Annotated in this window: 24 protein-coding genes; 12 read left to right on the forward strand and 12 right to left on the reverse strand. The window is 72.1% G+C overall.

Annotation, left to right across the window (positions count from 1 at the left end; genetic code table 11):
* Positions 1-72 precede the first annotated feature (72 nt).
* Positions 73-441 (forward strand): hypothetical protein, encoded by a 369-nt coding sequence (locus AC6CKD_RS34485; protein WP_498332828.1) that lies wholly within the window; start codon positions 73-75, stop codon positions 439-441.
* A gap of 63 nt (positions 442-504) precedes the next feature.
* Here the strand turns inward: AC6CKD_RS34485 and AC6CKD_RS34490 are convergent, their stop codons facing one another.
* From AC6CKD_RS34490 to AC6CKD_RS34515, 6 genes are all read right to left on the reverse strand, one after another.
* Positions 505-1,512, reverse strand: coding sequence for a hypothetical protein (locus tag AC6CKD_RS34490; RefSeq protein ID WP_498332830.1), 1,008 nt, complete (start codon positions 1,510-1,512; stop codon positions 505-507).
* A gap of 147 nt (positions 1,513-1,659) precedes the next feature.
* Positions 1,660-1,890, reverse strand: a complete 231-nt coding sequence (locus tag AC6CKD_RS34495) for a hypothetical protein (protein ID WP_498332832.1) — start codon at positions 1,888-1,890, stop codon at positions 1,660-1,662.
* A complete protein-coding gene (locus tag AC6CKD_RS34500) occupies positions 1,887-2,837 on the reverse strand; it encodes an oxidoreductase (RefSeq protein WP_498332834.1) in 951 nt (316 codons plus the stop codon). The genes AC6CKD_RS34495 and AC6CKD_RS34500 overlap by 4 nt, the downstream gene beginning before the upstream one ends.
* Before the next feature lie 29 nt (positions 2,838-2,866).
* A complete protein-coding gene (locus AC6CKD_RS34505; RefSeq protein ID WP_498332836.1) occupies positions 2,867-3,406 on the reverse strand; it encodes a carboxymuconolactone decarboxylase family protein in 540 nt (179 codons plus the stop codon).
* A 172-nt stretch (positions 3,407-3,578) separates the two neighbouring features.
* On the reverse strand, positions 3,579-4,121 hold the full coding sequence (locus AC6CKD_RS34510; RefSeq protein WP_498332838.1) for a carboxymuconolactone decarboxylase family protein: 543 nt from the start codon (positions 4,119-4,121) through the stop codon (positions 3,579-3,581).
* Between the two features lie 20 nt (positions 4,122-4,141).
* Positions 4,142-5,143 carry a hypothetical protein gene (locus tag AC6CKD_RS34515; protein ID WP_498332839.1) on the reverse strand — a complete coding sequence of 334 codons (1,002 nt, stop codon included), beginning with the start codon at positions 5,141-5,143 and terminating at the stop codon, positions 4,142-4,144.
* Between the two features lie 274 nt (positions 5,144-5,417).
* Between AC6CKD_RS34515 and AC6CKD_RS34520 the strand changes: the two genes are divergently transcribed.
* From AC6CKD_RS34520 to AC6CKD_RS34530, 3 genes are all read left to right on the forward strand, one after another.
* Positions 5,418-5,966, forward strand: coding sequence for a carboxymuconolactone decarboxylase family protein (locus AC6CKD_RS34520; protein ID WP_498332841.1), 549 nt, complete (start codon positions 5,418-5,420; stop codon positions 5,964-5,966).
* 5 nt (positions 5,967-5,971) lie between these two features.
* A complete protein-coding gene (locus tag AC6CKD_RS34525; protein WP_498332843.1) occupies positions 5,972-7,474 on the forward strand; it encodes an MFS transporter in 1,503 nt (500 codons plus the stop codon).
* Between the two features lie 526 nt (positions 7,475-8,000).
* Positions 8,001-8,864 (forward strand): aminotransferase class IV, encoded by an 864-nt coding sequence (locus AC6CKD_RS34530; protein ID WP_498332845.1) that lies wholly within the window; start codon positions 8,001-8,003, stop codon positions 8,862-8,864.
* A 24-nt stretch (positions 8,865-8,888) separates the two neighbouring features.
* Here AC6CKD_RS34530 and AC6CKD_RS34535 read toward each other — a convergent pair whose 3' ends face one another.
* Together AC6CKD_RS34535 and AC6CKD_RS34540 are read right to left on the reverse strand one after the other, a co-directional pair.
* Positions 8,889-10,481 carry an acyl-CoA carboxylase subunit beta gene (locus AC6CKD_RS34535; protein WP_498332847.1) on the reverse strand — a complete coding sequence of 531 codons (1,593 nt, stop codon included), beginning with the start codon at positions 10,479-10,481 and terminating at the stop codon, positions 8,889-8,891.
* A 157-nt stretch (positions 10,482-10,638) separates the two neighbouring features.
* The gene (locus AC6CKD_RS34540; RefSeq protein WP_498332849.1) at positions 10,639-11,538 is read right to left on the reverse strand and encodes an AfsR/SARP family transcriptional regulator; all 900 of its coding nucleotides are present in this window, start codon (positions 11,536-11,538) and stop codon (positions 10,639-10,641) included.
* 238 nt (positions 11,539-11,776) lie between these two features.
* Here AC6CKD_RS34540 and AC6CKD_RS34545 point away from each other — a divergent pair, with 238 nt between their 5' ends.
* The 4 genes from AC6CKD_RS34545 (at position 11,777) to AC6CKD_RS34560 (ending at position 16,359) form a co-directional block, all read left to right on the forward strand.
* A complete protein-coding gene (locus AC6CKD_RS34545) occupies positions 11,777-12,076 on the forward strand; it encodes a hypothetical protein (protein WP_498332851.1) in 300 nt (99 codons plus the stop codon).
* Complete coding sequence (locus AC6CKD_RS34550) at positions 12,073-14,334, forward strand: TOMM precursor leader peptide-binding protein (RefSeq protein ID WP_498332853.1); 2,262 nt, start codon at positions 12,073-12,075, stop codon at positions 14,332-14,334. The genes AC6CKD_RS34545 and AC6CKD_RS34550 overlap by 4 nt, the downstream gene beginning before the upstream one ends.
* Before the next feature lie 93 nt (positions 14,335-14,427).
* The gene (locus tag AC6CKD_RS34555; protein ID WP_498332856.1) at positions 14,428-15,714 is read left to right on the forward strand and encodes a sensor histidine kinase; all 1,287 of its coding nucleotides are present in this window, start codon (positions 14,428-14,430) and stop codon (positions 15,712-15,714) included.
* Between the two features lie 30 nt (positions 15,715-15,744).
* Entirely contained in the window at positions 15,745-16,359 is a 615-nt protein-coding gene (locus tag AC6CKD_RS34560; RefSeq protein WP_498332858.1) for a response regulator transcription factor, read from the forward strand.
* A gap of 14 nt (positions 16,360-16,373) precedes the next feature.
* Here the strand turns inward: AC6CKD_RS34560 and AC6CKD_RS34565 are convergent, their stop codons facing one another.
* The 4 genes from AC6CKD_RS34565 to AC6CKD_RS34580 form a co-directional block, all read right to left on the reverse strand.
* Complete coding sequence (locus AC6CKD_RS34565) at positions 16,374-17,609, reverse strand: acyltransferase domain-containing protein (protein ID WP_498332860.1); 1,236 nt, start codon at positions 17,607-17,609, stop codon at positions 16,374-16,376.
* Positions 17,610-17,649: 40 nt separating this feature from the next.
* A complete protein-coding gene (locus AC6CKD_RS34570; protein ID WP_498332861.1) occupies positions 17,650-19,431 on the reverse strand; it encodes a fatty acyl-AMP ligase in 1,782 nt (593 codons plus the stop codon).
* 197 nt (positions 19,432-19,628) lie between these two features.
* Positions 19,629-19,841, reverse strand: coding sequence for an acyl-CoA carboxylase subunit epsilon (locus tag AC6CKD_RS34575; protein ID WP_498332863.1), 213 nt, complete (start codon positions 19,839-19,841; stop codon positions 19,629-19,631).
* Between the two features lie 125 nt (positions 19,842-19,966).
* On the reverse strand, positions 19,967-20,587 hold the full coding sequence (locus tag AC6CKD_RS34580; protein ID WP_498332865.1) for a hypothetical protein: 621 nt from the start codon (positions 20,585-20,587) through the stop codon (positions 19,967-19,969).
* A gap of 164 nt (positions 20,588-20,751) precedes the next feature.
* Between AC6CKD_RS34580 and AC6CKD_RS34585 the strand changes: the two genes are divergently transcribed.
* The 4 genes from AC6CKD_RS34585 (at position 20,752) to AC6CKD_RS34600 (ending at position 24,690) form a co-directional block, all read left to right on the forward strand.
* Positions 20,752-21,009 carry a hypothetical protein gene (locus AC6CKD_RS34585; protein WP_498332866.1) on the forward strand — a complete coding sequence of 86 codons (258 nt, stop codon included), beginning with the start codon at positions 20,752-20,754 and terminating at the stop codon, positions 21,007-21,009.
* Between the two features lie 54 nt (positions 21,010-21,063).
* A complete protein-coding gene (locus AC6CKD_RS34590) occupies positions 21,064-22,806 on the forward strand; it encodes an acyl-CoA dehydrogenase family protein (protein WP_498332868.1) in 1,743 nt (580 codons plus the stop codon).
* Between the two features lie 163 nt (positions 22,807-22,969).
* Positions 22,970-23,803, forward strand: coding sequence for a 4'-phosphopantetheinyl transferase family protein (locus AC6CKD_RS34595; RefSeq protein ID WP_498332870.1), 834 nt, complete (start codon positions 22,970-22,972; stop codon positions 23,801-23,803).
* 89 nt (positions 23,804-23,892) lie between these two features.
* Entirely contained in the window at positions 23,893-24,690 is a 798-nt protein-coding gene (locus AC6CKD_RS34600; RefSeq protein WP_498332872.1) for a thioesterase II family protein, read from the forward strand.
* The last annotated feature ends 87 nt before the right edge of the window (positions 24,691-24,777 follow it).

Here is a 24,777-nt window from a genome sequence, read left to right on the forward strand (position 1 = left end):
ACGCCCTGCGCACCGCCGCCGGCCTCTGATCCGGCCTCTGATCCCCTTCGTTACCCGAACCGAGGAACACCCATGACGCACTCCGCCACCCCGTCCGCCGGCACGCTCCTCCTGGAGCGTCCGGCCACCGAGCAGGCCGGCCGCCAGGTCGAAAACCTCCTCACCGACCTGCGCCTCGGCGACTGGACGCCGACGCCGCTGGAACGGCGCGTCGCCGGCATCCTGCACCTCTCGGCCGGCACCGGTGCCCACGCCCTGACCTCCCGGCACGTCCGTGACGCCCTCTGGGAGGGCGCCCTGACGATGACGCGGGAGAACGGGGCCCGCTTCGCCACCGCCCTGGCCCTCCTCGTCCCGGTGCTCGAGGAGTCCGGGCCGGGCGCCTCCGACGTGGCGTACGCGGCCGCGGAGCTGTTCGCCGCGATCGTCGATCACCGCTGAAACGGCGAACGGCCCGGGAGGAGCGCCGAGACGCTCCTCCCGGGCCGACGGCCCCCGGCTGCCTCAGGCAGCCCAGGGAGCCATCGGGTACCAGATCAGATCCCGGCGCGCGAGCATCCGCACGTCCCAGTAAAGGATCATGAAAATGCCGGCGGCGATGAACGCGGCGGCCATGACCGCGGACGCCCGGCTGGGCTTCGCGGTCATCCAGCGGTGCAGCCGCTCGCCGAGGAAACCGCTGACCAGCAGGAACAGCACCGCCACGATGACGATGTTGCCGAGGGTCTGCAGGCTGAACACCAAGGCCCCGTAGAGCACGTTGTGGCTCTCGGCCGCGTCCTGGAACAGCTGGCGGAACAGCGAGAACGGGCGGCCGATCAGGAACGCGCCGATCAGCCCTCCCATGACCACCATCGGGGCGTTCGGGAAGCGCACGCTCAGCCGGGCCAGCGGGTCGCGGACCATGCCGAGCGCGGCCAGGCCGAGGTAGGTCATGACGAGCCCGATCAGCCCGTACACCACCATCGCCTGCACCAGGCGCGGAGAGAAGCCGGCCCCGCCGCCGGCGACGCTCGTCTGGAACTGCGGCATTCCGGTGCCCACCAGCGCGACGACGACACCGTAGAGCGCGGAGACCACCACGGCGCCGGCAGCGAGGAAGCCCAGCGGCCGCAGCGCCGCGGCCATCCGCCCCCGCCGGGTCGTGGCCGTGCCGGCCAGCGGTGCGAGCGCGCTGAAGACGGCGACGTTGCAGGCGGTGAAGGTGCCCGCGACGCCCGTGGCGAGCGCGAAGGCGATACCGGCCAGCACCCCGGTGATCGGGGTGCCCTTGGCCGCGTGGCCGAGCAGCGAGTCCGCGACGGTGTCGCCGATGGTCTTGTCGACGAACTTCGCCGACCAGACGACGGTCAGCGCGAAGCCGAACAGGGCCGCGGTCAGGAGGACCAGCGCGCGGCGGCGCGGGGCGTGGCCGTTGAAGAAGAAGGAGGGCGTCCGTGACGGTCCGGTCCCTGCGTTGCTGCGCTCACCGGTGTCGGGTGCCGGGGCAGGTCGATGCGCGACCTGAGTCATGGGGGTGGCCTTTCCACTGAGGCGTGACGGTCGGTGAGGGCAGACTAGGTCGGCGTGAGCGGCCTCGGACGGACCCGAGGCCACCTCGTCCCTTTCATCCCCCGCCTCGTTTCCACCCAGCCAGGTCGCGCGCCCCGGCAGGGCCGCTCACCGCAAGGTTCGTGTCAACGACCGTACGGCCAGGGGTGGTTCTGGCAGCTTCGGAGCCGGAGCGGCGGGATCGGTCTGCCACGCGGCCCCGCTGACATCGGGCAGGGACAAGTCGAAACTGCGCCACGCCCACGCCCAGGCGGCCGCCTCCCGGAACGGTCCGCCGCCCTCGGCGATGCCCTCGCCGACCGAGGCCGCGACGGATTCCTCTCCTGTCACCACGCTCATCGGGCCACCTCCACGACGGGCTGCCGCTCTGCCCTGCGCGCGGCATCGCGCGCGTAACGGACCCCGGTCAGCTCCTCGGACATCTCCCACAGCCTGATCTGCGCGATCACATCGCGAGAGGCCCGGCTCGATCGCGCCGGCACCGCCCCGCCGTGGCACTCGGAGACGCCACCCGGGCCGAAGTAGTCGCCGCCCCGCACGAGGGGATCGGTAGCGGCCCGCAGCGTCGGCAGTGCGGCCCCCGCGGCGGGCTGTCCCAGCCACCGCAGGGCGGCCGTGCTCACCGGCCGCAGCCACGCCGGTGCTTCGTCGTGCCACAGCCCGGTCGCCGACAGACCCGGGTGGGCGGCCACCGAGACGGTCTCGGCCCCCGCGTCGGCCAGTCGGCACTGCAGTTCCCGGGCGAACATCAGATTGGCGAGTTTGGAACGGCCGTACGCGGCGACCGAGCGGTGTCCGCCCGCCGCGTGCACGTCGTCCGGACCCGGCCCGTGACCGGCCACCCGGTGGGCGAGGCTCGCGACCGTCACCACCCGCGAACCCGGCACGTCCCGCATGAGCCCCAGCAGCAGGCCCGTCAGCGCGAAGTGCCCCAGGTGGTTGACGCCGAAGTGCGGCTCGAAGCCGTCCTCCGTACGCCGGTACGCGGGGAACATCACGCCGGCGTTGTTGACGAGGAGGTCGAGCCGGTCGAACCGGCGCCGCACCTCCAGCGCTGCTTCCCGGACCGACTCCAGCGAGGCCAGATCGACCCGGACCACTTCCGTACGGCCGCCGACGCGGGCTGCCGCGGCAAGGCCCCGCTCCATGTCGCGGCAGGCCAGGACGACCCGCGCGCCGCGGCCGGCGAGCGCCCGGGCCGTCTCCAGCCCGATGTCGCCCGAGGCCCCGGTGATCAGGGCCGTCCTGTCGCTCTGGTCGGGCATCTCTGCCGTGGACCACACCATTGCGTCCTCCTCCGGACCGGGATTGCGTGTCAGCGGGCCGAGCCGTATCCGTGCGCGACGATGCGGTCGGCGACGGCGGTGTAGTGCGAGCCGTCGGCGGGCAGGTCGGTGGCCAGGCAGTTCACATAGCGGTTGAACATGCAGAACGCCGCAGCGATCAGCACCGTGTCGTGGATCTCGCCGTCGCCCGCGCCCTCCTTGCGGGCGGCGGTGACGGCCTCGTCGGAAACCGGCTGCGCCAGCTCCTGCACCTCCGCCGCGATCCGCAGCAGGGCCCGCAGCAGCGGGCTGATCGGCGCGGACTGCGGGTCGGCGAGCACCTGCGCCACCAGCTGCTGCCCGCCCTCCAGCTGCGCGGCGGCGAACGCGCTGTGCGAGTCGGCGCAGAAGCGGGTGCGGTTGAGCTCCGAGACGTACGCGGCGATCAGCTCGCGCTCGCCCCGGCTCAGCGGGGACTCGCCGCGCAGCAGCGCATTGGCCACCGCGTTGAGCGGCCCGGCCGTGTCGGGGCGCTGCACCATGAGACCGCTGATGCCGGGCAGGTCGTTGGTGATCTCGATGTGCGGCACTGGAGCATCCAATTCTGAACGGACTGGTCGGTACTTCATCGTGACCAGCCCCCGAAGTCGTGCCAACTCCTTCTGTGCGGAGGTGAGTTCACCGAACCCCGGGCCGGGCCGGGCGGCGCCGCCCCGCCGCCCGGGCGTTCAACCGCCGCGTGAACGCAGCGCTCCGGGCCCCCTACTCCGCCGGAGGCAGGTACCCGTGCGCCGTCAGGAACGCGCCGATCTCGTCGTACACCGCCGGGTCGTCCGGCGTGATCGCGCCCAGCCCGTCCACGTACCGGTTGAACATGCAGAAGGCGGCCGCGATGAGCACCGTGTCGTGGATCGCCTCGTCGTCCGCCCCGGCGGCCCGGGCCGCCTCGACGTCCTCCGCGCCCACCTCGCGCGCGTCGCCCCGCACCTTGCCGGCGATCGCCAGCAGGGCCCGCATCCGTTCGCTGACCGGCGCACTCGACGGGTCCCGCTTGACGGCCTCCACCAGCTCGTAGTCACCGCCCAGCGCGTGCGCGGCAGCCGCCGTGTGCGAACCCGTGCAGTAGCGGGTCTGGTTGCGGAAGGACACGAAGGCGGCGATCAGCTCCCGCTCACCCACGCTCAGCGGGGACTCGCCCCGCAGCAGCTGCTCGGCGAGCTCGCTCAGCCGCCGCCCGGAGGCGGGCTTGCTGGCCATCAGACCGCGGATCCCCGGCACCGGGGCCGGAATCTCGATGTGCGGCACGGTACGTACTCCTTCTCCGGTTAGTTGTTGAACCAGGGGGTGGTCGTCGAGTCCGTACTGAACTGGTCGAGCATCAGGTCGGCGACCTTCTGCTGACCGGTCGCGCTGGGGTGCACACGGTCGGACACCAGGTCGGAGCACGCCCACTCCAGGCCGTCACTGCGCCCCGGGGTGCCGCCGGCCACGCCGTCCGCGCCCAGGCCGTCCGCCCACAGGTACGGGCCCCAGGACAGCCACGGTGCTACGCCGCCCTGCCCGTAGGTGAGGTTCGAGGCGCCGTTGATCTGGTTCTGGATCAGCTTCTTGACGGCCCAGCCCTGCTGGTACGCGCCCGCGCTGCGCGCCGGGTTGTAGGTGTAGATCCGGCTGGCCACGTAGCCCAGAGCCAGGTTCGGGTAGTTCGCACGGGCGTTGCGCGCGATCGTGCCGAGCGTGTCGGCCAGGGCGGCGGCCCCGGCCGGGAAGGCGCCGATGTTGTCCCCGACCAGCTGCTCCTTCAGCCACACCGCCTGTACCTGCGCGGGGGTCACCCCGGCGGTGGAGAGCCGGGAGGCGAGCACCGACCAGGTGGCGTTCGCCGGGTCCGCCCACGCGGTGGCGTCCTTGCCGCCCTGGGCGCCGTCGACGATGACGAGCTTCGAGTTCAGGTTGGCGTACCCGCCGGCGGTCTGGATGAACTTCTGGAACTCCTGCGTGGTGTTCGACATGCCGATGGAGATCAGCACCACCTTGCCGTTGACCAGGTCGACCTGCCCGGCCGCGTTGCGCGGCAGCACGTCCTTGTTCGCGATGTTCTCGCCCGCGGTGTTGTGCGCGGCCGGGCGGGTGTTGCTGCCGCCCGGGTACAGGCCGCCCATCAGCCCCTGGTAGGTCCCGGTACCCAGGTCGTTCAGCGGCACCAGACCGCTCTTGGCGTACGTGCAGTCGACCGGGCCCGCGGACGACGCGGGCTGCGGGATCAGGGCGATGGCGACGGCCGTGGCGGCCGCGGTCACGAAGGCGGCGGTACGCGTGGTCTTCATGGTTCCTTCCGGATGTCGACAGCGGGGCGTGCCGGGACGGTCCCCCTTCACGAGGCTGTCGGCCGGGGCAGGACAACCGCACCTTGTGCCGTGCTCTCCCGCGGCCCGGCCGCCCGCGCCGTGGGCGCGGGGCGGCCTGGGGCTCCGGCAGCCGCCCGCGGCCGGCGAAGTGCGCACGAACCGAATCCCGCACAGCAGGAGTTGGCACGCTCGTGCCACCCGCGCCAACGATGGCACCGACCCGCGAGCCACCCTCCAGCAAAGGACGCACCCGGTGCCGCACATCACGATCGTCAGCGACCTCCCCGGCATCAGGGGGCTGATGGCCGACCGTCCCGGATCGGCCGCCCCGCTCAACGCCGTCGCCGACACCCTGCTGCGGGGGCCGTCCCCGCTGGCGCGCGGCGAGCGCGAGCTGATCGCGACGTACGTCTCGGAGCTCAACCGCACCCGCTTCTGCTCCGACACCCACGGCGCGGCCGCCGCCGCCCAGCTCGAAGGCGGCGCCGACCTCGTCAAGGCGGTCCAGCACGACGTGGACACCGCCCCGCTGTCCCCGCTGCTGCGCGCCCTGCTGCGGGTCGCGGCCGAGGTCCAGGCCCAGGCCGCGCCCGTCTCCGACGAAGCGATCGCCGCCGCCCGCGCGGCAGGCGCCACCGACGGCCACCTCCACGACACCGTGCTCATCGCCGCGGCCTTCTGCATGTACAACCGGTACGTCAGCTGCCTCGCCACCGCCGTTCCGGCCGAGCCCGGCTACTACGAGGAAGCGGGCCGCCGGATCACCGCCCACGGCTACGCCGGCGCGGTCCGAGAGGCCTGACGACCATGTCCACAACCGCGTCCCCCGAGGCCCGCGCCACCCGGCGGACCCACCGCCGCGCCGTCACCGCCACCGTCGTCGGCAACTTCGTCGAGTCCTTCGACTGGCTGGGCTACGGCCTCTTCGCCCCGCTCCTCGCCCCCCACTTCTTCCCCTCCAGCAACCCGGTCACCTCCCTGATCGGTGCGTTCGCCGTCCTCGGAGTGGGCGTCCTCGTCCGTCCGCTCGGCGGCATCCTGCTCGGCCGCCTCGCCGACCGGCGCGGCCGGCGACCCGCCCTGATGCTCGCCATCGGCCTCATGACCGCCGGCTCGTTCCTCATCGGCATCGCACCGACCTACGGCCTGGTCGGCATCCTCGCCCCCGTCATCCTGCTGCTCGCCCGCGTGGCCCAGGGCATCTCCTCCGGCGGTGAATGGCCCGCGGCGGCCGCCTACCTCATGGAAGTGGCCCCGCCCCAGCGCAAGTCGCTCTACGGCAGCCTCTTCTCCCTGACCACCGCCGCGGGCGCCTTCACCGCGGCGATGCTCGGCGGCCTCCTGACCGGCGTCCTCGGCGCCGACGCCATGGCCGCCTGGGGCTGGCGCGTCCCCTTCCTCGTCGGCGGCGTCTTCGGCATCGTCCTGCTGTTCCTGCGCCGCGGGCTCGCCGAGACCGAGGTCTTCCAGCGGGAGGTCAGCTCCCGGGCCACCCGGGGCTCGCTGCGCCGGGTACTGGTCACCTACCGGCGCCAGGTGCTGATGTCCGTCCTGTTCATCGCGGGCATGGGCACCATCGGCGGCACCTGGACCTCCGTGATCCCGGCCATGGGACAGCGCCTGAGCGGGCCCGGCACCATGTTCGGGGTCGTCGTCTGCGCGACGGCCATCCTGATGGTGATCAACGTGCCCATCGGCCTGCTCGCCGACAAGGTCGGCCCCCGCCGCTTCCTGCTCGGCGCGACCGTCCTCTTCGCCGTCACCGGCTCGTACAGCTTCCTCACCATCGACGGCACTTTCGCGAGGCTGCTGTTCGCCTACCTCAGCGGCACCGTCTACCTCGTCTGCGCCACCACCACGCTCCCCGGCATCCTCTCCGAGCTCTTCCCCGCCGAGAACCGCGCTCTGGGCATGGGCCTGCCCAACGCGGTGACCTCGGCGGTCCTCGGCGGCATCGCCCCGGCGCTCGCCACCTACCTCGGCGAACACGGGGCCTCCGGCTGGTTCATCGCCGGTGTCACCGCGATGGTCCTGCTCGCCTGGCCCGCCACCCTCCTCGCCCTGCGCACCCCCAGCCCGTCCGCGCCCGCGGTACGGACCGGCGTGATCCAGCCGTTCGCCGATGCGTGCGGCGGGCTCGGCGCCGGTGTGGCGGGGACGCGGAAGCGGGTGCTCGAACCGGCTTCCGCCGTGTCGTTCCGCAGCGGGCCCGCGTCCGACCCGACAGCGCCGATCACGAAGGGACCCGTCTCCGTCGAGATGTCCGCCGCATTGCCGGTCAGCTCTGCCCCGCACAGTGGTTCCGGGTAAGGGGAAAGGCCACTCGGGGCTCCGAAGCCCCGTAGGGAAAGTACGGCACCGGAATTGCGCACGGGCGGAACCGTCTATTCCTGCTCCTCGGTCACCCGGTGCGGACGGGTGCGCGGAGCGGGATACATCTGACTGAGCACCGACTTCCCGTGGCGTGCCGGTGGTGAACGTGAATGTCAGTCGTCTCACGAGTTCCGCCGCGGAAAATCGAGATCCCGGGGATGCGCTCCCTCGAAGTCGAGACGGCCTTTCCCGATCGCGCCGCCCGTCCGGAATTCGGCATCGGGTTCTTCTGCCGGTTCCGTATGCCGAGTCCGTCCTCTCGGCGCCCCCTGAGGTGAACCCGCACGCTCCGGTGGATCACCACGGCACCTTCACCGTCCATCCGTTCCACCCCCGGACGAGGCGCACTGGCAGGAGCCCGTCGTGATCCGAGACGATGGGCCGGGGTGGCGAATCCGCCACTGTGAACCACCGGAGGAGGCCTCGCCATCCGTACCGCCGTCGTGAACCAGGAGCACATCCGTTGACCGCCCCGACCGCCCCGACCGCCCCGACCGCCCCGGGCCGCGCCGACCGCCTCTACGCGCTCACCCCGTCCGGCGCCCTCCGCGAGATCCCCGCAACGGACGGACCGGGCACGCTCCTCGCCGCGGACTCCTGGCTGGTCGCCGACGGCCGGGTCCGCGCCCTGGACCGGCACCGCCGCCGCTTCACCGCCACCTGCGCCGAGACCGCCGGCGTCCCCGGGGCGCTCCTGGACACCTTCTGGACCGCCATGGCGGTCCTGCTGCCCCGGGAGGACGGCCACTGGTTCCCGCGCGTCGAGCTGGCGCCCGCGCCCGCGGACGCGTCCCCGGACACGGTCCTGCCCGGCGGCCACCGCCTGCTGTACCGGCTGCGCCCCGCCCCCGCGCGCTCCACGACGGCCAGGGTCTGGGGGCTGGCCGTCCGTGACCCGCGCCGGGCGCCCCGGCACAAGGGACCGGACCTGGGCGCCCTGGCCGCGGTCCGCTCCGGGGCCACGGCCGCGGACGCCGACGAGGCGCTCCTGATCACCGCCGACGGGGTGGTGCTCGAAGCGGCCAACTCCTCGCTCCTGTGGTGGGAGGACGACGTCCTGTGCCACCCGCCCGCCGAGCTCCCCGTCCTCCCCGGGGTCACCGCCTCGCTGCTGCTCGACCGGGCGGCGCGCACCGGCGTGACCGTACGGCCCGTCCGGCGCCGGCTGTCCGCGCTGGCCGGACGCGAGGTCTGGGTGGCCAACGCCCTCCACGGCCTGCGCCCCGTCACCGACTGGACGGGCGGCGCGCTCCCGGCCGGCGCCCCGCTGCGCGCCCCCGCCTGGCAATCCTGGCTGGACGGCCTGCGGACCCCGCTCCCGGAGTGACCCCTCCCGGGCCCGGCCGCGGGCTCACACCGGCTGGTTGCCGTGCTTGCGCTCCGGCAGCGGGGCGTGCTTGGCCCGCAGCATCGCCAGGGAGCGGATCAGGACCCGACGGGTCTCGCCCGGATCGATGACGTCGTCCACGAGCCCGCGCTCCGCGGCGTAGTACGGATGCATGAGTTCGGCCTTGTACTGCTTGACCAGACGTTCCCGTGTCGCCTCGGGATCGTCGGAGGAGGCGATCTCCTTGCGGAACACCACGTTCGCCGCGCCCTCCGCACCCATCACCGCGATCTCGTTGATCGGCCACGCGAAGGCCAGGTCGGCACCGATGGACCGGGAGTCCATGACGATGTACGCGCCGCCGTAGGCCTTGCGCACGACCAGGGAGATCCGCGGGACCGTCGCGTTGCAGTACGCGTACAGCAGCTTCGCGCCGTGCCGGATGATCCCGTTGTGCTCCTGGTCGACGCCCGGCAGGAAGCCGGGCACGTCCACGAGCGTCAGCAGCGGGACGTTGAAGGCGTCGCAGGTCTGGACGAACCGCGCGGCCTTCTCGGAGCCGTGGATGTCCAGGACGCCGGCCAGGGCGGACGGCTGGTTGGCGACGATGCCCACCACGTGTCCGTCGAGCCGGGCGAAGGCACACACGACGTTCTGCGCCCAGGCCTCCTGCACCTCGAAGAACTCGCCGTCGTCGACGATCTCCTCGATCACCTTGCGCATGTCGTACGCCTGCCCCGGGTCTGCCGGGACGATGTCGGCGAGAGCGTCGGTACGGCGGTCGGCCGGGTCGTCGCCACTGACCACCGGGGGCAGCTCGCGGTTGTTCTGCGGGAGCATCGAGAGCAGGTAGCGGACGTCCTCGAGGCACTCCTCCTCCGTGTCGTACGCGAATCCGGCGACGCCGGAGACGGAGGCGTGCACGTCGGCGCCGCCGAGGCCGTTCTGGGTGATCTGCTCGCCGGTCACCGCGCGGACCACGTCCGGGCCCGTGATGAACATCTGAGAGGTCTCGCGGACCATGAACACGAAGTCCGTGAGCGCCGGGGAGTACGCCGCGCCGCCGGCGCACGGGCCGAGCATGACGCTGATCTGCGGGATCACCCCTGAGGCGCGGGTGTTGCGGCGGAAGATGCCGCCGTATCCGGCCAGCGCCGAGACGCCCTCCTGGATGCGGGCACCGGCGCCGTCGTTGAGGGAGACCAGGGGCGCGCCGGCCGTCTCGGCGAGGTCCATCACCTTGTGGATCTTGGCGGCGTGGGCCTCGCCGAGCGCGCCGCCGAAGACCCGGAAGTCGTGGGCGTACGCGAACACCGTTTTGCCGTGCACCTGGCCCCAGCCGATGACGACGCCGTCGCCGTGGGGCCTGCGGTGCTGGAGGCCGAAACCGGTGGCCCGGTGCCGGCGGAGCGGCTCGATCTCCGTGAACGTGCCTTCGTCGAAAAGGAGATCGAGCCGTTCGTAGGGGGTCAGTTTGCCCTTGGCGTGCTGCCGCTTCGTCGCCTCGGGATCCGGACCGCGGCGTACTTCGTCCCTCAGCCGGTTGAGTTCTGCGGTGGACCGGTGCAGGCTCGGAGCGGGAGCGAGCGTGGTCAGCAGTTCGTCGAAGGTCGTCATCGGCCCAAGCTAGGAACGACCCCTCAAAAGCCGTGACCAGGCCCGCTGGAGCCTCGCTCGACCGGCGCCGCCGACGGTGGCTGCCACTCGGCCGCACCAGGGCGTGTTCCAGGAACCGCCACGGTCGACATCGGTCAACCACCGCCCTGCGCGTACGTCACGTTCGGGTGCCACCGGCCCCGGGCACGCGCTGCCAGCCGGGCGGCCCCGACATCGCCCAGTCGAGTTCGGCAGCCGGCCGCCGCCACGGGCTGGAGAATCCGGGGTAGGCGGCGACGACCGGGTCGAGCCGGTCCAGATCGCCCGAGAGCACGGCCTGGTGCAGCTGCTGGAGCGGCGCGGACGGTTCGAGCCCCAGTTCGCGCACCAAAGACCCCCGCAGCCTCTGGTACGCCTCGAGAGCACGCCAGCCCCCGCCCGCCCGGTGCAGGGCGCGCATCAGCTGTCCGCAGAAGCCCTCGTGGAGCGGATGGCGGGCCGCCAGCACCCGGAGCTCCGGGATCACCTCGGTATGGCGGCCGAGCTGGATGTCCGCCTCGATGCGCCGCTCGAGGGCGGTCGTGCGCTCCTCGTTCAGCCGCAGCACCTCGAGTTCGAGCACGGACCCCGCCCGTACGTCGACCAGCGCCGGGCCCTGCCACAGCGCGAGCGCGCGGCCGAGCAGGTCGGACGTGGCGTGGTAGTCGCCGACGTCGTAGGCGGCCCGGCCGTGGCCGGCGAGCCTTTCGAACTCGTGGGCGTCGACCTGGCCCGGAGCCACCTGGAGCAGGTACCCGCCGAACTGGGTGACGAGGACGTCCTTGGCGTCTACCAGGGGATCCCCGTCCAGTGCGGCGCCGATCTTCCGGCGCAACTGGAGGATGTACGTCTGCAAGGTGGTGGCCGCGCTGCGGGGGATGTCCTCGCCCCAGATCTCCTCCATCAGCGTGGGTACGGTGACGACCCGCTCGGCGTGGAGGGCGAGCAGCGCGAGCAGCTGCCTGGGCTTCGCGGCGCTCGGAACCACCGAGACGCCGCGCTCGTGGACGGCGAGCGACCCGAGTACTTTGATCTCCATTTGCGTGCTCCCCCTTGTCGGGCCACGGCCGCCGGCCAAACCCTGCGACGACCCTTTTGGAGTCAGGTTCAGCAGACTCGCACTAGGGGGTGGTCGTGGCCCAGTGAGCCACACATGAGCCGATTCATGAAAATGTCATGTGTGTCCGGTGAGCGTCACACTGCCGGTTGCATGAGGGTTCCCCCCAGACTCTCGACGCAGACGCCGAAACAACATCGTTCGTCACAGGGGGAAAGTCATGAACGTTGCTGAGGAACTCTTCCGTTTCGCGGAACTCGCAGCCAGGACCGGACTCGAGCCGGAGCTCGGTGCACGCTTCGACAGCGACCCCGTCGCGGTCCTGATGGAGTTCGAACTGCCCGTGGAAAGGGGGGGCTGGGCGGGCGAGGACACCTTGTTCATCGACGACCTGAGCGGTTCCGCGGACGCCTTCGGCCTCGGCGCGTCCGCCGAGCGGTGCTTCTGCTCAAGCGCCCGCATCGACACGGGCATCAGCCTCGACGCCGGCGCCCGCCCCGCGCTGCGGGTCGCTGCGTGAACGCGGTGGAGCACTCCGCCAGAGGCCCCTTCGTGGCGTTCAAGCGCCACGTCCGGGCCGAGACCGTTCCGGGCGAGGCCGTGTTCCTCCTGTCCGACAAGGGCGTCACCACCCTGCGGGGCAGCGGCATCGAGGCTCTCGTACCGCTCCTCGACGGCACCCGCACACTGCCGCAACTGCTGAAGGAGGCCTCGGCCGCGATGCCCGTCGCCGAGGTCGGACGGGTCGTACGCCGACTCGCCCAGGCCAATCTGGTCGGCTACCGGCAGGCCGCCGAACTCGCCTGCGCCGACAGCATCTCCGCGCAGGCCTACTGGGACCGGGCGGGGCTCGACGGGTTCGCCGCCGCGGCCGAGGTCAGCCGGGCGCCGATCGCGGTGATCGCGGTCGGCGGGGCGGACGGCGCGGCCGCCCACGCGGCCTGCAGGACCTCCGGGCTCAACCCGGTGGGCGAGCACGCCGACGCCCCCTTCACGCTGGTCGTCTGTGAGGACTACTCGGCTCCCGAACTGCCCGCCCTCGCCGCGAGGCTGCGCCGGCAGGGCCGGGCCTGGCTGCTGGCCAGGCCCTTCGGCGCCGAACCGTGGACAGGACCCGTCTTCGATCCGCACGGCCCCGGGGCGTGCTGGTCCTGCCTGGCGCACCGGCTCGCCGAGCACCGCCGCAGCGAGCTGCCCGTACAACGGGCCCTCGGGCTGGACGGCCCCGCGCCCCGGCCGGCCCCGTCGCTCGCGGCCGTCGGATCCCTCGGCATGCAGAGCGCCGTACTGGAGGCGTCGAAGTGGATCGCGGGACTTCGGTACGAAGAGCAGGGCGCGGTCTGCGTCCTGGACAGCCTCACCCTGCGCACCACCCACCACGCGGTGCAGCGCCGTCCGCAGTGCCCGTCCTGCGGAGACCCCTCGGTCGTGGCCTCGCGGGCGAGCCGACCGGTCGAGCTGAGGTCCCGGCTGAAGTCCGCGGACGGCGGCACCAACGACCGGGCGCTCTCCGTGGGCCAGATGTTGCACCGGCACGGCCGGCTGATCGGTCCCGTCACCGGCATCGTCACCGACATCCGCCCGCTCACCGGATTACCCGATGGCCTGCACGCGTACGACTCCGGGCACAACCTCGCGCTGCGCGGGCACTCGCTCGCCGGGGCGAGACAGGTCCTGCGGGCCCGCAGCGGCGGCAAGGGCGTGACCGCGAACGAGGCGCGGGTCAGCGCGCTGTGCGAGGCGGTGGAACGGTACAGCGGCTCCCGGCAGGGCGACGAGCTGGTGGTGATCGACTCCCTCGCGGGTCTCGGCGGGGCGGCCGTCCATCCCAACGGCTACCAGCTCTTCGACGAGCGGCAGTACGCCGACCGCGACCGGTGGAACGCCCGCCAGGCACCCTTCCACCACGTGAGCCGGCCCTTCGACCCCGCGGCGCCGACCGAGTGGTCGCCGGTGTGGTCGCTCTCCTCGCGCACCCAGCGGCTGCTGCCCACCTCCACCCTGTACTTCGACTCCTCGCCGGCCGGTTCCCGCGACGGACTGTGGGCGGACTCGAACGGAAACGCCGCGGGCAGCAGCGTCGAGGACGCCGTGGTGCAGGGCTTCCTCGAACTGGTCGAGCGCGATGCCGTCGCCCTGTGGTGGTACAACCGGCTCCGGATGCCCGCACTCGACCTCGGCTCCTTCGACGAGCCGTGGCTGACGTTCATGCGCGAGACGCTGGGCCGCGCGGGCCGGGAGGTCTGGGCGCTCGACCTCACCTCGGATCTGGGCATCCCCGTCGTGGTGGCGGTCTCCAGGCTCACCGGCGATGCGGGGGGCGGTCACGTGTTCGGGTTCGGGGCGCACTTCGACCCCAGGTCGGCGCTGCGCAGGGCCATGACCGAGATGGTCCAGATGCTGCCCCCGTCCACGCCCTCGCCCTCGCCGACCGCCCTCGAACGGGTGGGCGAAGAGGGGCGGTCGCAGCTGCTGCCGGATCCCGCGCAGTCGCCGAGAACACCCCGCTCGTGGCCGTACGCCGGCGGCAACGAGGACCTCCTCGACGACATCGAGCAGATCAGGGGCCTAGTGGCCGGGCACGGGATGGAGCTGCTGGTCCTGGACCAGACGCGGCCCGACACCGGGATACCCGTTGTCAAGGTGATCGTTCCGGCAATGCGTCCCTTCTACGCCAGATTCGCGCCGGGGCGCCTCTACGACGTACCCGTGAGTCTCGGTCATATGCCCAGGCCGTGCTCGTATGACGAACTGAACCCGATTCCGCTCCCCGCGTAGATCCCGAGCCGTCTGCGAGTGGCACCGGACCGGCCCCGCTCGTCATATAGTCAATTTCTGACCCTCTCGAAACTTCATGCCGAGGAGAGCCATATGACGGGCCGTTTTCGGTATGCGCGCAAGGACGGAATGGAGGGGGTTCTTCCGGAGCCCAGTCATCCGGATTCCCGGGGGTCACTGGCGCCGCGACTGGCCCAATCGGTCGTCGTCGCCGTTCTGACCGGCTACGGAATCATCTCCGTCCTCAATGTCGAGCACGAACTCCGCGGCCGCCCGCATCTGTTCATACCCGGCATCGTCATCGTCATCGCGCTCTTCGCCGTCCAGCTGACGCTCACGACGGCGAACGCCCGACGCTGGTCTCCAGCCCGCCGGGCGCTCGCCCTCGGCGTGCAACTCGTCCTGACCTGCATTCCTCTGGCCTGGATGGACATCGGATGGGGCAGTATGGCCGCCCCGCTCGGGGGCACCATCCTGCTTCTGCTCCCCGGCCGGTACGCGTGGCCCGCCTTCTCCCTGCTGCCGCTGGGGATGCTGGTGTGGACGATCGCGAAGGGACAGGAACCGCTCGACGTCGCCTACTTCGTGATCGCCACCGCGCTCACCGGACTGGTCATCTACGGCCTCACCCGGCTCCAGGACCTGGTCCGGGACGTGCACGAGGCCCGGGCGGAGATGGCTCGGATGGCCGTCACCCAGGAACGGCTGAGGTTCGCGCGTGACCTGCACGACCTGCTCGGCTACAGCCTCTCCGCGATCTCGCTCAAGTGCGAGCTGATCCAGCGCCTCGTCGTCGCCAACCCGGAGCGGGCGACCACCGAGGTCATTTCGGTGCTCGGGGTCTCCCGGCAGGCGCTGGCCGACGTACGACTCGTCGCCAGCGGCTACCGGTCCATGTCCCTGGCGACCGAGGCGGAGTCGGTGGCCGAGGTGATGGCCGCGGCCGATGTCGACGCGGTGGTGGACGTCGACTGCGGTCGGCTTCACCCTCTCGTGGACACTGTTCTCGCCACCGCCCTGCGCGAGGGAGTTACTAATATCCTCAGGCACAGCAAGGCACAGAGCTGCACCATCCGAGCAGAGATCGTGGAGGAGACGGTGCGGCTGGTGCTCGACAACGACGGCGTGGGCGAGAGCTGCCCGTCGGACTCCGCACACCGGGGCAGTGGGCTGGGGAATCTCGACACCCGGCTGACCGCCATAGGCGGCCGGCTGACCGCGGGTCCCGCCCCCGGCGGCCGGTTCCGTCTGACGGCCGAGGCACCGCTCAGGCCGGTCACGGCCGATCAGGCCGAGGTCCCGGAGCCACAGAGGAAGGGGGGCCCCGGCATCGGCATCACGCCGGCCGCGGCCCAGGGCGCGGGGCGACCCGCAGCCTGAGGCGGCAAGGATTGAACGGGGGAACAACCGATGCTGACTCTGAAGATTCTTCTCGCCGAGGACGTGCACATGGTCCGCGGCGCACTGGTCGCACTGCTGGAAATGGAGGCCGACTTCCAAGTGGTCGCGTCGGTCGACCGGGGCGACCTCATCGTGCCGTCCGCGCTGGAAACGCGGCCCGACGTCGCCATCATCGACATCGACCTGCCCGGCACCGACGGGCTGACGGCCGCTGCCGAGCTGCACGAGAAGCTGCCGGACTGCCGCACGCTCATCCTGACCAGCCTCGGCAGGCCCGGCACCCTGCGCCGGGCGATGTCGGCCCGGGTCTCGGGGTTCCTGCTGAAGGACTCACCGCCGGCCCGGCTGGCGCAGTCCGTACGGGCCGTCGCCGCGGGGCAGCGGGTCATCGACCCCGATCTCGCCCTCAGCGCCTGGGAGGCACCGGACAACCCGCTCTCACCCAGGGAGACCCAGGTGCTCAGGCTGGCGGCCCGCGGTGCGGACACGGCCGAGATGGCCGTACAGCTCTTCCTGACCCAGGGCACCGTACGGAACTATCTGACGGCCATCGTGGACAAGCTCCGTGCCCGCAACAGAATCGATGCCATCCGGATCGCGGAGGAGGCGGGCTGGATCCCGTAGCGTGCCCGTCGCGCTCATCCCAGGCCCAGCGGGCCCGCGTTGAGCGCGGAAAGGACCCCGGCCAGGTCCACCGCGTTCGTCTCGGGTCCGCGGCAGACCGCCAGACACCGGGCCCCCCTCGAACCGGCCATCCGCCGGAGGAACGGCGTCAGAACCGCCTTGGGGCCGATCTCCACGACATGGCTCGGGGCCTGCTGGGCGAACATCTGCCGCGCCGCGTCGACGAACCGCACCGGAGAGGTGATCTGCGCCGTCCAGTACGCGGCGTCCAGCGGTTCCTCGATCCTGCGCCCGTACACCGTGGAGTAGTACGGCACGTTGGGCCGGGCACCCACCAGATGCCGGGCGGCGGCCTCGAAGCGCGGGGCCACCGGTTCCATCAGAGGGGAGTGGAAGGCGTGGGTCACCTGGAGGAAGGCGCTCGCGATCCCGACCGAAGCCAGCCGCTCCCGTACCCGCTCCAACCCCTCGATCTCGCCGGACAGCACGGTCGCCCGCGCCGCGTTGAAGGCTCCGATGGACACGCCGGGCTCGCTCGCGCTGGCCTCGGCGGCCTCGAAGGGATCGGCGCAGGTCGCCATCATCCCGCCCCCGGTGGGCAGGTACTGCATGTACAAGCCTCGGAAGCACACCAGCCGGGCCGCGTCCTGCAGCGTCAGCGCGCCGGAGACGGTGGCCGCGGCCATCTCGCCGATGCCGTGGCCCAGTACGGCGACCGGGCGGACCTGCTCCTCCTCCAGCAGCGTCATCGCCAGCGCGTACTCGACCGCGAACAGCGCCGGCTGGGTCAGCGCCGTCTGGTGCACCCGCGGATCGCCGTCGAGGATCAGCTCGGTGACGGACCTGCCGAGGTAGGGGCGGATCGCCGCGTCGGCCACCGCGAGGTGATGCCGGTAGCCCGACAGGTGCTCGTACAGTGCGGCGGTCATCCGCGGGTGCTGGGAGCCCTGCCCGGTGAACACGAACGCGGCGCGCACCTGTCCGCGGCGCCGCCCCATGCCGTCCCGTATCGCGAGGAAGCGGGCCAGATCGCGGATGGTGGGATGGGCCCAGATGTCCGCGGGTTCCAGCAGCGGGCCGAACCTCTCCTCGATGTCGCCGTACAGTCCGAGCAGGCCGACCGAGTCGAGCCCCCATTCGGACAGCGGCTCGTCCTGAGGGACTTCCCGTCGTGCGTACCCGCCGATCCGCTCGGCGAGCCACGTCGCGAAAACCCGCTCGTCGGGTTCGCCCGGTGCATCCGCGTTCACGTCCAGCTCCCTTCCGACTCGATGGCCGTACTGGCCGCGACTAGCGCGACGACCCGGCCGGTGCCATCAGTTCCTTGTCGAGATGCTGGTACAGGGGCTGGATGCCGCCGCTGAGGAACAGCCGGCGCATCGCAGCGCGCTCCACCTTCCCGCTGGTGGTTCGCCGAACCGTGCCGGGACGCACCAGCACCACCCCGCCCACCGCGATGTCGAACTCCTTGGCGAGGCAGCGCTGCACTTCCTTGGCGACCGCCTCGAGGTCGAGTGCGTAGCGCTCGCGTGTGCGCAGCTCCTGCACCACGACGACGCGTTCGCGTTCGGCGGGTATGGCGAACGCCGTACCCGTGCCGAACAGGGTGCTGATCCGCTGCACCGCGTTCTCGAGATCCTGCGGGTACAGATTGCGTCCGGCGACCACGATCATGTCCCGCAGCCTGCCGGTCACATGGAGACTTCCGTTGTGCAGGACACCCAGGTCCCCTGTCCGCAGGTGGTTGCCCACGCCGCCCGTCGAGGCCTCGAAGCGCTCCGCCGTGGCCGCGCGGTCGCGCCAGTAGCCCTGTGCGACTCCGGGTCCGGCGACCCAGATCTCGCCGATCTCGCCGTCCGGGAGCTCTTCGAGCGTCTCGGGATCGACGATCCTCACCGTCGTCGCCCCGGTCGCCCCGGTCGCCGCCGTCGTGGTCGTGGTCGTGTCGGGCGTGCCACAGGAGACCAGGGCGCGGACCGGCTTGCCGGGGCGCGGCCCGCGCAGCTTGTGCTGTTCCAGTGACTCGGCGTCCACCGTGAGTTCCTCGTCCGCGGCGGAGTCCGCGGCGGGGCCCCCCGTGACGAGCAGCGTGGCTTCCGCGAGGCCGTACGCCGCACGCATCGTCCCGGGGCGGAGCCCGGTGCAGGCGAAGCGCTCGGTGAAGGCGCGGCGGGTCCCGGAGCCCACCGGCTCCCCGCCGGAGACGGCGACCCGCCAGCGGGACAGGTCGAGCCCGGCGAGCTGCTCGTCGGTGATCCGGCGGACGCACAGCTCGTACGCGAAGTCGGGGGCGCCGCTGACCTCGATGCCGTACCGGCTGATGGCTTCCAGCCAGCGGACGGGGCGTTTGACGAAGGCCTCGGGCGTCAGCAGCACCGAGGTGCCGCCGAGCCACAGCGGGTGCAGCAACTGTCCGACCAGGCCCATGTCGTGGTGCAGCGGCAGCCAGCCGCCGATGCGGGCGCCGGGGCCCGTGCCCAGCAGCCGGCCCAGCGTTTCCTGGTTGGACAGCAGGTTCCCGTGGGTGACGACCACTCCGCGCGGGCTGCCGGTGGATCCCGAGGTGTACTGGAGATAGGCCACCGTGTGCCGGCCGAGGTCCGGCAGCCGCCATTCGGCGTGTCCGGGCACCGCGTCGGCGGCGAGGCACAGGACGTGGCCGTGACCCTGGAGGGCCAGCAGCCGGGAGACGTCGGGGGCCAGCGCGGCATCGGTGAGGACCGCGCAGGGGGCGGACTCCTTGACGATCCCGGCGACCCGCTCCTCGTGGTGGCTGCGGCCCCCGGACACGGGGACCGGGACGGCGATGGCGCCCGAGTACAAGCAGGCCAGGAAGGAGACGGTGAACTGGCGGCGGGAGGCGTGCAGCAGCAGCACCCGCTCTCCGGCGGCGCCGCGCTCCTGAAGCCAGCCGGCGAGCTGGCGGGCGGCGGCGTCCAGTGCCCGGTACGACACCGAGGCGGGGCGGCCGCGCTCGTCGCTCTCCGGAAGGAGGAGCAACGCGTCACGGTCGGGCGCCTGCCGGGCCCTGTCGAGCATCAGTTCGGTGAAATTGTGGTAATAGTCGGCCATTTCCGGGTCCCCCTGGCAATGTCATGTGGGCGCGGCAAGCACGCTGCGCCTCGGTGCCCGCTCCGCCCGGAGCAGGAACGTAGGTGCGCCGTCTCGAAGGCCGCTCGACCCTCGCTCAGGACGCTCGACCGTCACTGGGACCCTCCGACCGGTTCTCCGGTTCTCCGGTTGCCCGGTTGCGCGAGGGGTCCGGGGGATCAGGTGTGGGTGGCCCACCCGACGCGCGGGCGGCGGCGGCTCGTGCCGCCCCAGGGCGCGGTGGGCGTCGTGGTCCCGTCCTCTCCGGCCTGGTCCGCACCGGGGGCCCGCAGCCGGGCGCACAGTACGGCGGTCAGCGCGGCGAGTTCCACGGCGTCCGGCCGTCCTCGCAGAACGGCGAAACGGATCTGCGCATCGTTGGACTCATCCATGCGTACGATGCTGCGCCTTCGCGCTCGCAGGGCACTCGCAGTCGGGTGCGTGTGCGACAGGAGCGCGACAGGAGCGCGGCTGGAGTACGGGCGGAGTGCGGCAAGGCATCCGCTCGAGCCGCCGCTCAGGCGGCCCAGAGCAGCCGGGCCGGCTCCTCGGTGATCCGCGCCGAGGCCGAGAGCTTCGTCAGACGGTCCAGGTAGCCGGCTCCGGACCGCACCTGCTCGCACCCTTCGGGATCCAGCCACCACAGCATTCCGGTATACGCGCGTGGATCAGCTGCGGAGCGCAGCAGATAGCTGCCCCCGAAACCCGCATCCGGTACGCACTGCCCGACCAGGGCGCCGAAGTCCAGCTCGAACTGCTCCGCTTCGCCCTCCAACACGGCGTGTACGAAGACGACGCACGCGGCGTCCACGAGCTTGCCGCGGGCGGTCATCCGGCCCGCGCTGACCATGAGTTCGCTCTGCACGGCCGTACCGGAACCGAGGCCGGTCAGCCGGGCGGCCGACTCGCCGCCCTCGTGCGACACCTGGAGCATCCGGTCCAGGGAGTTCCACCGGTCGAGGTGCAGATACGTACCGGGACGCGTGATGGACTCGGCCGTCACCAGGGCCTCGAAGCCCTTGTGGCCTTCCCGGCGGCGGGCGTACGCGACCAGCTCCCGCTCGAACTCGGCGGGATCGAGGGGAGTCGTCAGGCGCTCGATGACCGTCACCTGCGGGCCGCGCTCACGCTGGGACATCGGCCGGACCCCCTCCTGCTTTCCTGCACGTGGATCGACTCTGCATCTCAGCACACCCCACTTGAGTCCCGCTCGAACGCGAGCGCGCGCGAGGGTTCCTCAAGGCTCCGCCGAGCCGTCGGGACGACCGTGCCCTCCCGCTGTTCAGAAGGGAAGTAACGACCATGTCCGATTCGAGCACGCACACCGCCACGCAGACCGCCACGCACCCCCGCACGTTCGCCGGCCTGGTGCGCAGGCGGCTGCTGAGGCCGTTGTGGAACGCCCTGGTGATCTACGGAACCCTGTGGTTGCCGGCCGGTCAATACCACCTTCAGTACGGCCACGACGGAACCGTTGTCCCCCATCCGATGGGCGAGCCGGTGGTGCCCGGCAGCGGCGATCGGTTTCAGCCTGACCGGGAGACCTTGAGGGCCTCTTGAGCCGTGCCGGTTAAGCAGGAACCCGCGGGCCGCACACGAGGACGGAGAGCAGCCATGACGACGGTGGCGAACAGGGCGGACTCCTCGGAGGCCGCCGTTCAGGGACGCATCGCGCAACTCGAACAAGACTTCGGTGATCTTGACGACCCGGGGAACCCGATGGGCGCGGAACAGTTCCTCGCCGCCGACGAGCGCGGCCGGCTGCTGCCGGCCGCCGAGCGGCTGCTCGACCGGTTCGGCCTCAACGCCGAGTTCGTACCCAGGGAGCTCGGGGGCAGGCTCGACCGGCTCGACGCCCTGTCCCGGGTGCTGCGCGCGGTGTTCCGGCGGGACGCGGCACTGGGTCTCGGCTACGGACTGAACTCCTACATGGCGTCCGTCATCATCTGGGCGGACGGTACGCGGGACCAGCGCCGGGACACCGCGGAACTGCTGCTGGGCGGCGGCCGGATGGCGTGCGCCTACCCGGAGCCGGCCCAGGGCAACGATTTCCTGGCCAATCGGCTCACCGCGCGGCCGGACGGCGACGGCTATCTGCTGTCCGGCCGCAAGGAGGCCCTCAACGGCGCGGCCTCCGCCCAGTCGCTGGTGTTGTTCGCGCACACCCCGGGCGCCGAGGAGGGGGAGCTGACCGCCTTCCTGCTACCGGGCCCCGACAGCCCGGGCGGCGCGAACCTGGGTCTTACGCCCCGGCGCCGGACCGTCGGCATCCGGGGCTGCGCGGTCCAGGGACTGGAGTTCGACGGGTACCACGTCGACCGCGGGATGGTGATCGGGGCGGCCGGCGCGGGCTCGCGGCTCGCGGAACGGGCCTTCCCGCTGACTCGCAGCACCGGCCTTTCCATGGCGCTGGGCTGCGCCGACACCGCGCTGCGCACGACGACGGCCTTCGCGCGCTCGCACCGCTCCCGCAGCCGGGCCTCGCTGCACACGGCCCGGACCCGCACCGCCCTGGTGGACGCCTTCACGGATCTGCTGATCTGCGACTGCGTCTCGCTGGTGGCCACCCGTTCGGTGCATCTGCTGCCCGGCGAGAGCCGGCTGTTGGGGGCGGTCGCCAAGTACCTCCTTCCGACCGTGCTCAACGAGGCCGCCTACGACCTGTCGATCGTGCTCGGCGCCGAGTCCTACACCCGGAGCGGGAGTTACGGGATGTTCCAGAAGGCGGCCCGCGATCTGCCGATGATCGGCCTCGGCAGCGCGGGCACCGCCGCCAGCCGGGCGGTGATCATCGCCCAGCTGCTGCGGTTGCCGGAGCTGCCCGCGTCCTGCGGAGCGGAGGCGCCCGCCGCCCTGTTCCGGCCGTTCGACGCCGACCTCCCCCCCTACTGGCAGGAGGCGGACGTCCCCGTCCCCGAGGGCGATTCGCTGCTCGCCTCACTGGCGCATTCGGCGCGATACGCGGCAGCCGTCGGCGGACAGCTGGGAGAGGCGCTCGCCGGCGCCACCGCGGCGCTCACCGAGCAGGTGCGCGAGCTCCTGGACTCCTGCGCGGCGCTGACCGCCCGCCCGAGGGGCCGTCCCGTGAGCCCCCGCGCGTACGCCATGGCCGACCGGTACGCGCTGATCGCCGCGGGCTCGGCCTGCCTCGGCGTCTGGCGCCACCAGCGCGAGACCGGGGGGTTCCTCGCGGACCCCGCGTGGGTCGCGATGGCGCTGACCCGGATCGCCGGCCGGCTCGACCAGTCCGCGGCCCGCATCCTGCCGCTCGGCGAGGAGCGCCTGCTCACCGAGCTTCTGCACCGCTTCGACGACGCCCGCAGCTACGACTTGTACGCGACCGCGATCGGCAGCTGACGTACAACCCTGGAGGTACGACGATGAGCAACTCAGCGGTGGCGCAAGCGGTGTGGGATGAGATCGGACGGGTGCCGGGGAGTCCGCTTTCCCCGCGGCCCAGCCGGCCCGTCGCCGACCCCGCCCGCCGCGTCGGGCGCCCCACACGGCTCACGGTGGCGTGATGGACCGCCCGGCGGACGGCCCCGCGCATTCGGTGATGCGTCCGCTGCGGCAGCGGGGGCCCGCGGACTCCTGGCAGCCGGTGTGCAGCGAGGTGGCCACCCGCGGCAGCTGTGTCGTCTACGCGGCCGTCGGGGACTGGCTGCCGCGGGACCTGGACGCGCCCGCTCTGGCCGCCGACCTCGGCTCCGACCACCGACGGATGCGGCGGATGACCCATGCCCAGAACCGGTCCCGGTTCGTCGCCTCCAGGCTGCTGGTGAAATCGGCGGCCAGCGCCGTACTGGGCACGCGGCCCAGCGAGCTGGAACTCGCGTACAAGATCGGCGGACGCCCGCACCTGCGCGGGATCGACCAGCTCGACGTCAGCCTCAGCCATACCGATGACCTGCTCGTCGTGGGCCTGACCCGGTTCGGCCGGATCGGCGTGGACACCGAGTTCACGGACCGCAGGATGCTCGGCCTCGGCACGGAACGGCAGGTCTGCACCCCGTACGAGCTGGAAGCGCTGGAGGAGGTGCCGCTGGAGCAGCGCAACCGGGAGCTGGTGCGCCTGTGGACCCTCAAGGAGGCCTACAGCAAGGCCATCGGCCAGGGGCTGCGCTTCCGCTTCACCGAGTTCGGCTTCGGCCGGCACGACCAGGCGGTACGGATGCTCCGGCCCGACGGGACGCCGGGAACCGGCTGGGAATGGTCCTTCCACAGCTGGCAGGCGGCCGACTCCTACACGGTCAGCGCCGCCCTCTACGACCCCGGATTCGAAGCCCGGCGCCGATCCTCCGGAGTGCTGCCCCTGCTTCCAGTCCTCACTGACCCCCGCTCCAGCGCCAGTTGAGCGGGGGGCGAGGACCGGCGGTGACTCTCTGATCCCGCAGTTGGCCAGATGTCAACCGCGGACCGGTGAGTTTCGGAAGGGGAGCCCGGATGCCTCGTTTCCTCGCGGTCCGTCCGCCGGCCGGTCCGGCTGGAATCCGGCTGTTCTGCTTCCACCACGCGGGCGCCGGCGCCATGACCTTCGCCGGGTGGAAGCGGGCCGTCGGGCCCGAAGTCTCCGTACTGCCGGTACGGCTACCCGGCCGGGAGTCCCGGGTGCGGGAGCCCCGCATCACCGACGGCGACCAACTGGTCCAGTCGCTCACCGAAGACCTCGGGGAGCTCCTGGACGAGCCGGAACCCTACGCCTTCTACGGGCACAGCCTGGGCGCGATGGTCGCGTACCGGTTCGCCACCCACCTCGTGCGCACCGGCCGGCGCCCGCCACTGATGCTGCTGGCCGGCGCCAGCCCCGCACCCCAGCTGCCCTCCGCCCTGCTCGACGGCGCCCGCGCCCTGCGGCCCGAGGCCCCGGACGAAGAGCTGATCAGGGCCCTCGGGGACGAGGACAGCCTGCCGCGGGAGCTGCTCGCGCGGCCCGGCTGGCTCAGACTCACCCTGGACACCCTGCGGGCCGATCTGCTGCTGGCCCGCAGTCTGCGGTCCGCGCCGGTCGTTCCGTTGCCCTGCCCCGTCAGGGCCTTCGCGGGATCGGAGGACCCGCTGGTCTCCCCGGCCGAGGTCAGCGCCTGGGCCCACTGCACGACAGCGGGGTTCCGCATGTGGACCCTGCCCGGTGCCCACCACTTCTTCGTACGCGGCGAGGAACTGCCCCGTCTCGTCGGGGAGGCGCTGCACCCCGAATCGGTGCTCGCCGAAGCTCCGCCGCTTCCGGCCGCGGCGAGCTGAGCCGCTCACCGGGGCGCAGCCGTGCGGCCCCTCACCGAGACGCATCACCGAGGCGATCCCCACCCCCAACCACGAGGAGCTGTTCAA

The organism is Streptomyces sp. GQ60, from assembly GCF_059758875.1.